At 43.8% G+C, this 13713-nt stretch carries 12 protein-coding genes; 6 read left to right on the forward strand and 6 right to left on the reverse strand.

Features of this window, described 5'->3' with window-relative positions; all coding sequences use genetic code 11:
- Positions 1–58: 58 nt before the first annotated feature.
- Both VTAP4600_RS04280 and VTAP4600_RS04285 read left to right on the forward strand, forming a co-directional pair.
- Positions 59–2245 (forward strand): ATP-binding protein, encoded by a 2187-nt coding sequence (locus VTAP4600_RS04280; protein WP_231897865.1) that lies wholly within the window; start codon positions 59–61, stop codon positions 2243–2245.
- 141 nt (positions 2246–2386) lie between these two features.
- Entirely contained in the window at positions 2387–3346 is a 960-nt protein-coding gene (locus tag VTAP4600_RS04285) for a transposase (RefSeq protein ID WP_172443065.1), read from the forward strand.
- Positions 3347–3607: 261 nt separating this feature from the next.
- Here the strand turns inward: VTAP4600_RS04285 and VTAP4600_RS04290 are convergent, their stop codons facing one another.
- Positions 3608–4480 carry a LysR family transcriptional regulator gene (locus tag VTAP4600_RS04290; protein WP_102523904.1) on the reverse strand — a complete coding sequence of 291 codons (873 nt, stop codon included), beginning with the start codon at positions 4478–4480 and terminating at the stop codon, positions 3608–3610.
- A gap of 141 nt (positions 4481–4621) precedes the next feature.
- Here VTAP4600_RS04290 and VTAP4600_RS04295 point away from each other — a divergent pair, with 141 nt between their 5' ends.
- Positions 4622–5881: an adenylosuccinate synthase gene (locus tag VTAP4600_RS04295; RefSeq protein WP_102521657.1), complete on the forward strand. Its 1260-nt coding sequence runs from the start codon at positions 4622–4624 to the stop codon at positions 5879–5881.
- 187 nt (positions 5882–6068) lie between these two features.
- Here VTAP4600_RS04295 and VTAP4600_RS04300 read toward each other — a convergent pair whose 3' ends face one another.
- Positions 6069–6431, reverse strand: coding sequence for a PilZ domain-containing protein (locus VTAP4600_RS04300; protein WP_102521658.1), 363 nt, complete (start codon positions 6429–6431; stop codon positions 6069–6071).
- 107 nt (positions 6432–6538) lie between these two features.
- A complete protein-coding gene (locus tag VTAP4600_RS04305) occupies positions 6539–6787 on the reverse strand; it encodes a DUF1289 domain-containing protein (RefSeq protein ID WP_102521659.1) in 249 nt (82 codons plus the stop codon).
- Positions 6788–6961: 174 nt separating this feature from the next.
- Between VTAP4600_RS04305 and VTAP4600_RS04310 the strand changes: the two genes are divergently transcribed.
- A complete protein-coding gene (locus VTAP4600_RS04310) occupies positions 6962–7393 on the forward strand; it encodes an META domain-containing protein (protein ID WP_102521660.1) in 432 nt (143 codons plus the stop codon).
- Between the two features lie 92 nt (positions 7394–7485).
- On the opposite strand, the gene metE is transcribed toward VTAP4600_RS04310, so the two are convergent.
- Complete coding sequence (gene metE / locus VTAP4600_RS04315) at positions 7486–9768, reverse strand: 5-methyltetrahydropteroyltriglutamate--homocysteine S-methyltransferase (RefSeq protein ID WP_102521661.1); 2283 nt, start codon at positions 9766–9768, stop codon at positions 7486–7488.
- Between the two features lie 212 nt (positions 9769–9980).
- Between metE and VTAP4600_RS04320 the strand changes: the two genes are divergently transcribed.
- Positions 9981–10892 carry a LysR substrate-binding domain-containing protein gene (locus VTAP4600_RS04320; protein WP_102521662.1) on the forward strand — a complete coding sequence of 304 codons (912 nt, stop codon included), beginning with the start codon at positions 9981–9983 and terminating at the stop codon, positions 10890–10892.
- Positions 10893–10931: 39 nt separating this feature from the next.
- Here the strand turns inward: VTAP4600_RS04320 and VTAP4600_RS04325 are convergent, their stop codons facing one another.
- Positions 10932–11132, reverse strand: coding sequence for a DUF4250 domain-containing protein (locus VTAP4600_RS04325; protein WP_102521663.1), 201 nt, complete (start codon positions 11130–11132; stop codon positions 10932–10934).
- Positions 11133–11227: 95 nt separating this feature from the next.
- On the reverse strand, positions 11228–11902 hold the full coding sequence (locus VTAP4600_RS04330) for an HI_1241 family integral membrane domain (protein ID WP_145958551.1): 675 nt from the start codon (positions 11900–11902) through the stop codon (positions 11228–11230).
- A gap of 396 nt (positions 11903–12298) precedes the next feature.
- Here VTAP4600_RS04330 and dcuC point away from each other — a divergent pair, with 396 nt between their 5' ends.
- Positions 12299–13666 carry an anaerobic C4-dicarboxylate transporter DcuC gene (gene dcuC / locus VTAP4600_RS04335; RefSeq protein WP_102521665.1) on the forward strand — a complete coding sequence of 456 codons (1368 nt, stop codon included), beginning with the start codon at positions 12299–12301 and terminating at the stop codon, positions 13664–13666.
- Positions 13667–13713: the final 47 nt, after the last annotated feature.

The raw sequence follows: 13713 nt of genomic DNA on the forward strand, positions 1-13713 counted from the left end.
TCATCAAGCAAAACTGGCCAGAACTTCTATACTGAAGAAGCTTGCAGAGGAACAAATAATGAAAAGCGATGCAGATAAGACGGGTAACGTTACACAATCGCCAGAGCGACTAAACACCAAAGCCTTTATTCGCCGTTATCAAATTATGGTCTATGGTGGCCTGTTGCTGATCATTTTGCTAACCGCTGTTAACGCATTTTACCTAAGCAAACAGATAAAGTCTCAGCTACTAAACGAAGAAAGGCACCGTGGCCTAGAAACCCTACTCACGCTGAGTAAAACCGTTTCTATTACACTTAATCATGTTGATGAAATGCGCTATTCACTCGAAAGTGCTCGTGAGTACCCTGAATTGATCCCCAACATGACGAGTTTCAAATTTCTCGCGGATCAATCTCTCCACTCTCCACCTGGCGCACTCTGGGATAACCTACCCGAAGACGTAAGAGAGAAAGTCGGGCAAATTTACCTCCAGTCGAATCACCGAGACATTTCATTTGATGTACTCACACTGTTAAGCATGATGCCTGAAGTCGTCGCCACCCACCGCCAACATGCGGACTTTCAGTGGAGCTACTATTACGACGCCGACAAAGTACTCACTCAGATTTATCCTTGGATCGGCCATCAAGACATGCTCACCGCCACCGGTACTGAGAATATGGATGATGCCTTGCGAGTCATCTACGAAGCCGGGGGAACTTACCCTCTCCAATTAGTGAATCCAACGGGTAACCCAGCTCGAGGCAAAGTTTGGACAACACCTTATATGGATGCTGGTGGTAAGGGAATGATGATTTCACTGCTTGCCCCCGTCTACCAAGAAGATAACTTTATCGGCGCCGTCGGAACGGACATCACACTGAAAGTGCTCGATAGCATACTCACAAAAAAACGAAATAAGATAGGTCGCCTCGTCTTAGTTGATAAAAATGGCATTGTAGTGGCAGACAGTGGGGGTACCCTCACTAATACCGAGGAAAACATCTCGCACCCAGATGTATTATCACTGCTGGATGTTGGTGAAGCCCATAACGTTACTTCAGGAGAGTTACAACACGCGAAACTAGGGTACTGGGTTGCTTATCAACTCGATGGCACACCGTGGAACTTAGTGCTAGAGATCACCAATAGTGAAATTCAAACCTTCACGACCGATGCCATATTACCCAACCTTGTCATGGCGGCCATCTTCGCTGTCTTATTAGTCATTTTGGTTCTATATCAGCATAGACACTACAGCCAACCCGCTCTGCAACTTGCCAAATTTACAGAAGAACTGCCAGAAACTAACGATATTGCTATTCCTCACACCCCCACTAAATGGCGCCATTGGTTTGAAAGTGCCGCCAGAACCGAGCAAGAACGACGTGAGCATTTAAACACGATCGAGCAACAAACACTGCAGCTCGAACATCGGGTTAAAGAACGAACTCAAGAGTTGCAGCAAGCGCTTGAAACCTTAAAAACGACCCAGAATGAATTAGTGCAATCAGAAAAACTGGCTGGGTTGGGTTCATTAGTTGCGGGGATTGCCCACGAACTGAACACCCCTATCGGTAATGCTCTGATGCTCGCAAGCTCACAAAAAGAGATGAACGACAAACTCAATCAAGCCGTTGAGAATGGGTTACGTCGCTCAGATTTAGATGACCATTTAGAAAAAACCTTACTGTCTTCTGCCAGTATCGAAAACAACCTACATCGCGCTGCCGAATTAATTACAAGCTTCAAGCAAGTCGCTGTTGATCAATCAAGCTACCAACGCAGGGAGTTTGACCTCCCCGAAATACTCCATGAACTCAAAATTACCATGATGCCAAGCTTGTCACGGGACAACGTCATTTTAGAGGAAGATTTTGAACCAGATATAAAGATGAACAGTTACCCGGGCCCATTAACACAGGTGTTAATGAACTTGCTTTCTAACGCCGTCACTCACGCTTTTTCAGATCAGGACGATAAACGCATTATCATTCGATGCACGCTAGTTGATGAACATCATGCGTCAATTACCGTGACAGACAATGGCCGCGGTATTCAGCCAGAATACCTATCAAAAGTATTCGACCCATTTTTCACCACACGCTTGGGCCACGGCAGTTCAGGTTTAGGCTTAAACATCTCCTATAACTTAGTAATGGGCCTGCTTTGTGGTGAAATAACCGTTGCTAGCGAAGTAGATAACGGCACCTGTTTTACCATTAATCTGCCACTAGTATTACCAGAAACAAACACTGAATAGCTCCCCCCCCCCTCACCGGACACACACCACATAGTATGATAAAGAGACTGAGTTTACGTCGGCACTACTCCAATTCTAAACACTAAACTTTCCCTACCTATCTCAATTGCTATCTTGGTAAAAAACTCAATGGAACCGTTCATGGCAACCGCTAGAAAACAACTCATATCCGTCGATGCAACACCCTATTATCACTGTGTTTCGAGATGCGTAAGACAAAGCTATTTATGTGGTGAAGATACCGTCACAAATACGAGTTATGAGCATCGTAGAGAGTGGGTTGAGCACAAAATTCAATCTCTCACCCACACCTATTGTATCGATGTCTGCGCGTATGCCGTAATGAGCAATCACTACCACGTGGTGCTGCACATCAATCGCGACAAAGCCCTTGGATTATCACTTGATGGTGTGGTTGAGCGCTGGAGTTCTGAACATAAACTACCCGTTTTAATTCAGCGTTGGTTAAAGAAAGAACTAAAGACCCAAACTGAAGAAGATAAGTGTTTAGAAATCATCGAGGTATGGCGAGAAAGACTATGGTCGTTAAGCTGGTTTATGAAAGAACTGAACTACGATCTTGCCTGTAAGGCCAACCAAGAAGATCAGTGTTCTGGCCACTTTTGGGAAAGCCGCTTCAAAAGCCAAGCTCTTCTTGATGACAAAGCCTTAGCTGCGGCCATGGCGTACGTAGACCTAAACCCCGTTCGTGCTGGTATTGCTAAATCCCCTGAACAATCTAACTTTACCTCAATAAAAGCAAGATTAAAGGCGCTAACCGACAACCAAGAAAGCGCGCCTTGTTTGCACCCATTCATTGGTAATTCCAATAAAAAACTAATTGACGGAATACCTTTTCAGTTACTAGATTACATAGAATTAGTGGACTGGACCGCAAGGCAATTTCGAGAAGATAAAGCACCGATGGCTGAGCATCTTCCACCGATTATTGAAAGGTTAAACTTCAATCAAAATACTTGGTTAGAAGTCTGCACTTCACTCGAAAGAAAACGTTCCACAGCAATAGGCTCACCTTGTTACCTTGAGCATGCAAAAGCCGCTTTAGATAAATCCAGAATTCACTATTACCCGCTAGAATAGACAGCTAACCCACTTTATGCTTCAAAACACTACGCCAGCATTGAGTTGGCTAACCGCGTTTATTTACAATTCAAAGTGATGTTAATAATTGCTTAAACCCGCCACGTTGTGCGCTTTTATGGGGCAGTAATACTATAAACTTAGCAATACACGACTCGCATCTAACCGTTTTTTTACGAACTTTATTTCGTGTGTGTCTACTTTGCTCTATTTTGTTCTATGTCTAGCACCACCCGTTAGGTGATTTTTTTAAGTGTGTGTCTACTTTGCTCTTTGTAGTAGAGAAATGCCATCATCAACCCAATGAAGAAGCTGCTTGGTGGCTTTAGATAGGATCTGATTTTGCCTCACAATGTAACCCAAATCGGTCGTGGGGAAATCAGGCAAAGGCGTAACCATCGATGTGAGTTGACGCTGAGTCGATAAGGCGAACTCAGGAACGATGGCTACCCCAAATCCCGCTTCTGCCCAATCAATTTGCGCATCAACGCTGCCCACTTCCATAATTCTATAGTTAGAAAGATTGAGCTTAGGCAGTGCACCATCAATCAGATCTCTTGTGCGTGTATCATGACCTAACAAAATCAGGGTCAGCTCATTACCTTGTTCCGTATTTCGTTCAAATCCATTACCGAATGCGACCCACTTAACTTGCTGTAATTCAACAAAGTGTAGCGGTTGTGTCTGCTTCTGGGAGATAACAAACCCAAGATCAGCCTCTGCCTTTCTCACCAGTTCAGAAGCCTGCGATGACGTCGTGTTTAATAGCGCAATATCGATGCCTGGGTACCGTTCTTTAAACAGCTTAAACGCCTCAATAAGTAATATCCGAGAGATAATATCGCTGGCTGCGATGGTAATGGTGCCTCTGTCGAGATCGTTTAGAGCGTTTAAATCCGCTTGGCAAACCTGTAATTCTTGAAGCGTTCTCTGACTACTTTCGAGTAACCGATCGCCCGCTTGAGTTAAGTGAAATGGGCTTCGATCAATAAGTTTAACGCCTGTGGCTTGCTCTAATTGTTTAAGATGCAAACTGACATTCGGCTGAGTCATATGCAACGCAATTGCCGCTTTACCAAAATGTTTGTATTGCGCCAGCGTGACAAACGTTTTAAGCCAATGGATATCAAGCATTGTTCCACCTTTCATGTCAGGTAACTTAATCGGCATCGATTATGGTTATATGGAATTCTTATCAAGTTAATCACTATAATTAATTTCTCTTATTTTATCGACACGTCTAAGATGATTTCTTAATCAATTCGGAGAAATATTATGTCGTCTATTGTCGTTGTGGGTGCCAATTGGGGTGATGAAGGTAAAGGCCGTATCGTTGACTTTTTAGCATCAGATGCTTCTGCTAGCATTCGCTTTCAAGGTGGCAACAATGCCGGTCATACCGTTGTTAATGACTTTGGTACGTTTAAACTGCACCAACTGCCAAGCGGTATTTTCAATCCGAATTGTATCGCTGTTCTGGGGCCAGGAATGGTAATAAGCCCAGCCGCTCTTACGGAAGAAATTGAAGAAGTTAAAGCAACTGGGGTGGCGGTAAATTTGCGCATCTCTGATCGCGCTACTTTGTGCCTTCCTCTCCATGCACTTGAAGATACGCTAGAAGAACAACGTCTTGGCGATGCTGCCTACGGTTCCACTCGTCAGGGCATCGCACCCGCTTACGGCGACCGTGTCATGAAAAAAGGCATATTAGTCGGTTGGTTAAATCAGCCAGACGTACTAGAACAACGAATTCAATTTATGCTCGATTGGAAAATGCCTCAATTAAAAGCGTTATACCCAGATTGCGATTACACACAGAGTGCCGCCGAACTTACTGCATGGTTACTCGACGTGACGAAATCTTGGCGTCCCTTTATTTGCAACGTCACCGAACCTCTTAAAGCACTGCAAGCCGACGATGCAAACCTATTATTTGAAGCACAACTGGGCGCAGGCCGAGACCTCGTTTATGGAGAATACCCGTGGACAACATCATCAAATGTGACTGCGGCGTATGCTGGGATTGGTAGTGGCTTACCTGCATTAAGACCAGAACGTATTATTGCTGTCGCGAAATCATTCAGTTCATCGGTGGGAACAGGAACCTTAGTCACCGCAATGGAAGAGCAAGACAACTTCCGCGAAAGCTCGAACGAGTATGGTGCCGTTACTGGACGCCCACGTGATATGGGTTATTTTGATGCTGTCGCCACTCGAAATGGCGTTGAACTGCAAGCCGCAACCGAGATTGCACTGACCAAGATAGATTGCCTAACGGGAATGAAAGACCTTAGAATTTGTGTTGCCTACGATGGCGAACACAGTGAGAATCCGATCTGGCCTCAAACTGCAGAGCTTAAACCTGTTTATGAAAAAATGCAGGGATGGGACGAAGATCTCACTGGTTGCCGTACCTTTGAAAATCTTCCTCAAAGCGCGCAAGACTACGTAAATCGCATTGAAGAACTGATGGGTGTACCGGTTGTCATGGTATCGGTTGGGCCAGAGCGTGAACAAATGATCATTCGCAAATAACGCAAGATTTATACGAACTGACGAGATTTGTGAGCCTGCTCGCTTTGTGAAGCCGCTAGCTTTCTGAACAAATAGGCTATGTGCAGCCGTTCACGTTTAGTGGCTCCACCGTTCTCTTTTGAAAGAATAAAATAAAAAGCCCGATTAAATTCGGGCTTTTAGGTAAGAATGAACGGTTCTATCGCTATTACGCAGCTTGAGTGCGCATGCGCGAAAAATAAGTCGGGTACTTATTACGGATAAAACGCTGCTCTTGAACCATATCTTTAAAGCTTGGCCCTTTTGAAAGCTGCAAAATCACTTCTGAGTTTTCCATTCTCAGCACAGCGCCTTCAATCTTAATACTATGATCGCCATGAAGTTTGACACTCCCTGCTAGGCTTAAACCATGATACAAACTGGATATGCGGTTCATGATAATACGAATGCCTTTTTCCGACACTTCACTGACATGAAACTGCTCACCTTGAATCCTCATCACTGGCATCGCTCGCTTTGGGTATTTTAGGCGATAATATTTGCGCTTCTGCTCTGCTGATTCTTCGTTCATAGTTCTATTACTCCAGCTCAATAACTCCATTTCTTGATAGATATTACTTCGGCTGATGAACCAAGAACTTTAGAAATAAAATAGTTATGTTACGTTACATGCTCTCGCTAGAATAAATTCTGTTGTGGAGAGTCATCGGGCTCGTCGACTGGCTTGCCAATTTTGCCTTTGGCCATTTTCCGTTTGTAACGCTGTTTGCATAGCTTAATCACGTGACGTTGCTGATCTGGAGTGAATTGCAACCAGTTAAATCGCTCTTCTCTTTTTCTCATGCAGCCTTGGCAATAACCTCTTGAATCAGTTGTACATACTCCAACACACGGGCTTGGAACCGAAAAAAACTCTAACTGCTCCATTTCTCCGCTCCTTAATTAATATGCTCGGTCTAGGTGTACCTATAAATAACGTACTCATTTAACAATACGTTATTAACTAAAAAATGAGAGATATTTTATGACTTTTTGCTGACACGATAACAAATTAGTTGTCTATAATGCAGGAGTAAACTATCTATTCCATCGGAGCTTAAAATGAAAAAGCATTTGGCTGTACTTGCCCTTCCTATCCTTTTAGCGGCATGTTCAAACAGTGACAACGCAGCAGAAATCACACCAACAGATCTGCAACATCACCATTGGATATTAGCCAAAGTTGACGGTAAAGCCATTTCTCTACCGGCAGAAGCAAAAGCGCCAAGCATTGAAGTGGGCGAAAAAATGTCGGCCAATGGCTTCGCTGGCTGTAATACCTACTTTGGTCAAGCTGAATTAAAAGACGGTAAATTTCGAGTAGACGGCATGGGTATGACAATGATGATGTGTTCAGATACCGCAATGCAAACCGAGCAAGTGGTTGCGGGTACATTGTCTGAGTGGAGCGATATTACGCTAACCAAAGAATCACTAATTCTTAAAGGCGAAGAGCATGAGCTCACGTTTACTCTGCGTGATTGGGTATACTAAACCCAATCTGCATTGTATCTACGTCTAGATATCAAAAGCTATATATCAAAAGCCCTACACCACACGTGTAGGGCTTTTTTACACAGGCCGTATTACTTAAGTTTCTTACGTAACGTTTTCGCAGCGGAAACCATGTTAGTTAATGCCGCTTCCGTTTCCTCCCAATTCCTTGTTTTAAGACCACAATCGGGGTTTACCCATAAACGTTCAACCGGAATTTGTGCTGCTGCCTTTTCAATTAATTCAACGATCCATTCTTGGTTAGGAATATTGGGTGAGTGAATATCATACACACCAGGGCCAATTTCATTTGGGTAGTTAAACTCTTCAAATGCATTCAGTAACTCCATATTCGAACGCGACGTTTCGATGGTAATGACGTCTGCATCAAGTGCAGCCACTGAATCGATAATTTCGTTAAATTCGCTGTAACACATATGGGTATGAATTTGCGTCTCTGGATTCGCACTCGCCGCCGAAATTTTAAATGCCTCTACCGCCCAATCCAAATAATTCTGATGCTCTCGCTTTTTAAGTGGCAGACCTTCACGAATAGCTGGTTCATCAATTTGAATAATATTGATCCCTGCTTGTTGCAAATCTTCGACTTCGTCTCGCAATGCCAACGCGATTTGCTGGGCGATTTCTTTACGAGTAATGTCTTCACGAGGAAACGTCCAACACAATATCGTTACTGGCCCTGTCAGCATTCCTTTCATTTTTTTACGAGTAAGAGACTGCGCGTAAGTCGACCATTTTACCGTTATTGGCTGTTCACGCTCAACATCGGCAACCACGATGGCCGGCTTAACGCAGCGAGAGCCGTAGCTTTGTACCCATCCGAACTGAGTAGTTTGGAAGCCTGACAAGTTTTCAGCAAAGTACTCAACCATGTCGTTACGTTCAGCTTCTCCATGCACCAATACATCTAAATCGAGCGCTTCTTGTCGTTTTACCGCATCTTCAATGTGCCCTTTCATGACTTGTTCGTATTCAGCTTCTGCTAACTTGCCGTGACGATAAGCATTGCGCTGAGTGCGTATTTCACTGGTTTGAGGAAATGAGCCTATCGTCGTGGTTGGTAGCAACGGTAAGTTCAATACCTCCAATTGATGATGCGCACGCTCGGCGTATGGGGCACTTCGCTCGGCTAAGCGTTCTGTAATGGCGTTAACACGGGTTTTAACGCTTGGTTTATTTACGTGAGTCGCCGTCAGACGGTCCACAATAGGTTGACTATAAGCTTGGCACTGTTTAATGGCTTCTTGATTATGGTTAAGTGCGAGCGCGAGTAGATTAACTTCCGCCAGTTTTTGTTTTGCAAATGCAAACCAACTTCTCACCTCCCCTGTTAAGTTGGTTTCTAAGTCCAGATCAATGGGGCTATGGAGCAGTGAGCAGGAACTTGCTACCCAAAGTCTCTCGCCTATTTTCTCTTTTACGGCTGTAAGCTTTTCAAGCCAATGATTCACATCTGTACGCCATACATTTCTGCCGTTAATAACCCCCGCAGAGAGCACCCAATCGTCGGGTAACTTGTTCACCACGGCGTCAAGTTGCTTAGGCGCGGCTGAAAAATCCGCATGCAAACCGTCAACAGGTAGCGACGTTATAATGTCTAAGTTATCCTCTATCGTGGCAAAGTAAGTCGTGAACAGGAGCTTAACGTCACTTTGTATCACTTGGTACGCGAGCTTAAAGCTATCCAGCCAAGCTTTATCGAGATCTAACCCCAGAATCGGTTCATCTATTTGTACCCATTCCACCCCGAGCTTCTCCAATTTAGCAAGAATACCTTGATAGGCTGACAGTAATCTCGGCAGTAGAGTTAAGCGGTCAAACCCATCTTCAACTTCCTTACCTAAAAATAAGTAGCTTACCGGCCCAAGCAGCACTGGCTTCACATTATGTCCGGCTTGAATGGCTTCATTTACTTCATCAAAAAGTTGCGGCCAACTTACTTCGAACGTGTCATCTTTACTGAATTCAGGAACAATATAGTGGTAGTTAGTATTAAACCACTTAGTCATATCAGACGCCGCGGCGCCACAACCGCAGCTCGACTGAGATTGACCACGGCCTACTCGGAACAAGGTATCCAGATCAGGAAAGCCTTGATTATGTCTGGCAGGAACATGGCCAAGTAGAAGACTGGTGGTTAATACATGGTCATACCATGCAAAGTCACCAGCGGTAACGTAGCTAAGGCCATTATCAGCTTGATCTTGCCAATGGCGCAGTCTGAGATCACGGCCAACTGTTTTTAGTTGCTCGGCATTGATTTCACCGCGCCAATATTTTTCTTGTGCAAATTTTAGTTCGCGTTTTTCACCAATGCGTGGATAACCAAGAATGTGGGTCTGAGTTGTTGTCATAATAATAGTCCTTTAATAAGCGAGATTAAGATGTCTAGATGGCTAAAATATCACCCAAACTCGTATTATGCGCAAACGGCAATTATTCAATTTGAATATGAAGAACTTTCATCATTAGAAGATTATAGACATCTAGACGTTTACAATAATTCCGTTTAGACGTATCTTAATTAAAATTGTTAATAGATTTAATGACGAATTGAAGGGATTTCATGATTGAACTAAAGCACTTAAGAACTTTGGCTTCTCTGAGGGAAACAGGATCTCTGACCGCTACGGCTACATCGCTCCATCTAACTCAGTCAGCTCTGTCTCATCAACTCAAAGAGCTAGAGTCACGCATCGGCGGTCAGCTATTCTTGCGAAAAACTCGTCCTGTTAAATTCACCGCTGAAGGAAACATCTTGCTGAAGGTTGCTGATGACGTGCTCCCTAAGTTAGCCAAAGCGGAAAGTGATTTAGCCGGACTAAAAGAAGACGTCAATGGCCGACTTCATATGGCGATCGAGTGCCACTCTTGTTTTCAGTGGTTAATGCCGGCTATCAAAGAATATCAGTTGGGTTGGCCAAATGTGACACTGGATTTTTCTGCAGGTTTTGGTTTCGAGCCCTTACCTGCATTACTCGCGGGGGAACTAGACTTAGTGATTACCTCGGATATTCAACCTAGAGCCGAAGTTCACTACGAGCCTTTGTTTGATTTCGAAATGCGTTTAGTCACTGCGACCCACCACCCTTTAGCATCGAAGACTCGTATCGAACCTGAAGATTTAATGGATCAAACGATGATCTCTTACCCGGTACAAAAACAGCGTTTAGACGTCGTTAAACACTTTCTTCACCCCGCAGGCGTTGAGCCTGCTAAGTGGAAGCAGTCCGACAATACACTCATGCTGGTTCAGATGGTATCGGCAGGATTAGGTGTAGCCGCTCTGCCAAATTGGGCTGTGAGTGAGTTTTCTAGGCAAGGCTTAGTCAAAAGCCTACCTTTAGGTGACGGCTTATGGCGCAGGCTATTTGCAGCCACACGTAATAGCGAAGGCCAAAAGCACTACCTACAAGCATTCTTCGGCACTGCACGCCAACAGTGTCATAGCCACCTTGATGGAATAAAGATGGCTTAGCCGCAGACAGCCCGCCGGTGATTCTAGAATCACCGAGCGCTATCTGTCGTAGTTTTTAAATTGGTTGGTCAGCGGATCGTATTGGTATCCGATCGTACTTAGCTTGCCAACCAAACTCTCCACATCGACTTCATATACGGTAATTAACTCTTCAAAGCTATTACACTCGATACGCAGCTTTTCATTGACGATACCAAGCAAAATATTGCTATCAAGGTTCGCCATATTACTCATGTCCATTCTAGTACTCCGCTTAACCTGTACTTTTAGTAAAGCCTAGCGCTCTGAATGAAAAAATACGTGATCCAACGCTAAGATTGAACATGATATATCCACTAATAGATAGTATTAAGACTACTCACTGCAGAGATTGACAGACATACAGCCGCTCCCAGAACCCACTTATTGGCGGGTTTGTGGTTCACTAAATGCCAGCACCACACAACAATAGAAACGACAATCAAAGCTAACCCGCCCACAAGGTAACCAGTTAATGCAACCACCGCTTGCTCTTCCATATTAATGCTTTTAAGCAGTAAACAAACCACCATAAGCATCGCCATAGCAATGCCGCTAACGGGCAGGATTTTGTGAAATGCTTGCAAACGAGAACGTGCAACCACCATCAATAAGTGAGCAAATACAGCACCGGCATACCCCATGATACTCAAATCAAAAAATGCTTGAGAAAAATTGGCCGTAGATAGTGGTGCAAAAAATAACACGAACAAAGCAAGTAGATTACTGATATGCAAAATCCAAATGGGTCCCTGATCCCGTGTTTTTTTAGTTTGCACTTGAGAGTAGAAATACATAAGCCCGCCTGCGACAGCTAACCATTCAATGGTCACCAACGATGACGAAAGCCACAACGCGACGAGTGCGGGTAACAGCTTATGAATGCGACCTCGTTGGCCAGGGCAAATCTCACCTTTGATCAATAACACAGTAAGAATAAGTTGAGATCCAAGCAGCATGGGAGGCAACACCGCTAAAACATGACTTAACATATACATTTCCAGTTCAATTAATTGGAGCGAATCATAGCAAAGTCCGTTGAGGTTATCTTTGTTGTTTTACTCCATTAGTACACAAAACAACCACTAAAAAACAAAACATTAGGTTCCATGAGATACCATACCTGAATCAATGCGCGTTAACACTTGATTTACAATGCACACATAAAAGCTATCAAAATTACAATATATGGTAATATTAACTACCTTAATGCAATAAATATGACATATATAACTATATATGACATTTATTAAGCATATTAAACCAGTCCATTTATTTGAAATAAATTATTATTTTAGATCATATATGGAGTGAGTTGATATCGTGCTAGAAACAATTATTCCGTATATTAGCGGAAACAATTTGAAATAACTTATGCAGGGAAATTTATGTTAGAGCTATTGATCGGATTAGTAGTCACCATTTTGGTGGGTTACTTCATTGTAAAAGGGTATCGTGCCGCAGGGGTACTGCTAACGGCAGGTATCGCATTACTTCTTTTAACTGGTGTACTTGGCCACACGATTCTTCCCGCGAAAGTAACAGCAACGGGTAACATGGTTTCGGACTCGCTGGAGTACGTGAAATACATGCTGCAATATCGTGGCGGCGGCTTAGGCATGCAAATCATGTTACTTTGTGGCTTCGCCTCGTACATGACGCACATGGGCGCAAACAACGTTGTAGTTAAACAGTTTTCACGACCACTTTCTTTTATTAAATCCCCATATGCATTATTAGTTGCGGCATACATTGTTGCCTGTTTAATGTCTTTGGCCGTTAGTTCTGCAACCGGTCTTGGCGTGCTACTGATGGCAACCTTATTCCCAATGATGACCGCGATGGGGATTTCTCGCCCTGCTGCTGTTGCTGTTTGTGCCTCTCCTGCTGCGATTATCCTTTCCCCTACTTCAGGCGATGTGGTTATTGCTGCTGAAAAATCGGGGATGTCTTTGGATGTCTTTGCCGTTCAAACCGTACTGCCAGTTTCAATCTGTGCGATCATCGTGATGGCAGGCGCTGCTTTCTTCTGGAACAAATATCTAGATAAGAAAGAAAATACGCCAATGGAAAAAATTGATGTATCAGAAATCGAAGCTAATGCTCCTGCTTTTTACGCCGTGCTTCCGTTCCTACCTATTATCGGTGTTTTCTTATTCAATGGCACCACGATCGAAGGCTTATACTTAGACATCTACACAATTGTGGTTGGTTCTATTTTCATCGCTGCGTTAATCGACTTCATTGTAAAACGCTTCGATGGTAAGAAAACACTGGAAGATCTTGATTCTTGTTACCAAGGTATGGCTGACGCCTTCAAAGGCGTAGTAATGCTATTAGTTGCGGCTGGTGTATTTGCGCAAGGCTTAATGTCTATTGGTGCTATCGACAACTTAATCGGCTTAGCAGAGCAAGCTGGCGCAGGGGGTATCGCTTTGATGCTTCTACTTACTGGTTTGACCGTTGCAGCAGCAATTGCAACAGGTTCTGGTAACGCGCCTTTCTACGCATTCGTAGAGCTAGCTCCTAGCCTAGCTGCAAAAATGGGTCTGAGCCCTGCATTCCTAATCATTCCAATGCTTCAAGCTTCTAACCTAGGTCGTACTATCTCTCCTGTTTCAGGCGTAATCGTTGCGACTTCCGGCATGGCGAAAATCAGCCCATTTGAAGTCGTAAAACGTACGTCAGTACCGGTTATTGCGGGCCTAATCACTGTTATTATCGGCACTATGGTGCTTGTTCCTATGCATCCTTAATGTTTCAATTAAAACAACAAAGGGCGCTTAATTAGCGCCCTTTTTTT

This window comes from Vibrio tapetis subsp. tapetis (assembly GCF_900233005.1).
GTDB lineage: Bacteria > Pseudomonadota > Gammaproteobacteria > Enterobacterales > Vibrionaceae > Vibrio > Vibrio tapetis.

Coding starts and splice junctions, on each gene's coding strand:
- VTAP4600_RS04290 (WP_102523904.1), bottom strand. CDS start 4,480: ATGCTTGATATCCATTGGCTTAAAACGTTTGTCACGCTGGCGCAATAC.
- VTAP4600_RS04285 (WP_172443065.1), top strand. CDS start 2,387: ATGGCAACCGCTAGAAAACAACTCATATCCGTCGATGCAACACCCTAT.
- VTAP4600_RS04295 (WP_102521657.1), top strand. CDS start 4,622: ATGTCGTCTATTGTCGTTGTGGGTGCCAATTGGGGTGATGAAGGTAAA.
- VTAP4600_RS04320 (WP_102521662.1), top strand. CDS start 9,981: ATGATTGAACTAAAGCACTTAAGAACTTTGGCTTCTCTGAGGGAAACA.
- VTAP4600_RS04305 (WP_102521659.1), bottom strand. CDS start 6,787: ATGGAGCAGTTAGAGTTTTTTTCGGTTCCAAGCCCGTGTGTTGGAGTA.
- VTAP4600_RS04330 (WP_145958551.1), bottom strand. CDS start 11,902: ATGTTAAGTCATGTTTTAGCGGTGTTGCCTCCCATGCTGCTTGGATCT.
- metE (WP_102521661.1), bottom strand. CDS start 9,768: ATGACAACAACTCAGACCCACATTCTTGGTTATCCACGCATTGGTGAA.
- VTAP4600_RS04280 (WP_231897865.1), top strand. CDS start 59: ATGAAAAGCGATGCAGATAAGACGGGTAACGTTACACAATCGCCAGAG.
- dcuC (WP_102521665.1), top strand. CDS start 12,299: ATGTTAGAGCTATTGATCGGATTAGTAGTCACCATTTTGGTGGGTTAC.
- VTAP4600_RS04300 (WP_102521658.1), bottom strand. CDS start 6,431: ATGAACGAAGAATCAGCAGAGCAGAAGCGCAAATATTATCGCCTAAAA.
- VTAP4600_RS04310 (WP_102521660.1), top strand. CDS start 6,962: ATGAAAAAGCATTTGGCTGTACTTGCCCTTCCTATCCTTTTAGCGGCA.
- VTAP4600_RS04325 (WP_102521663.1), bottom strand. CDS start 11,132: ATGGACATGAGTAATATGGCGAACCTTGATAGCAATATTTTGCTTGGT.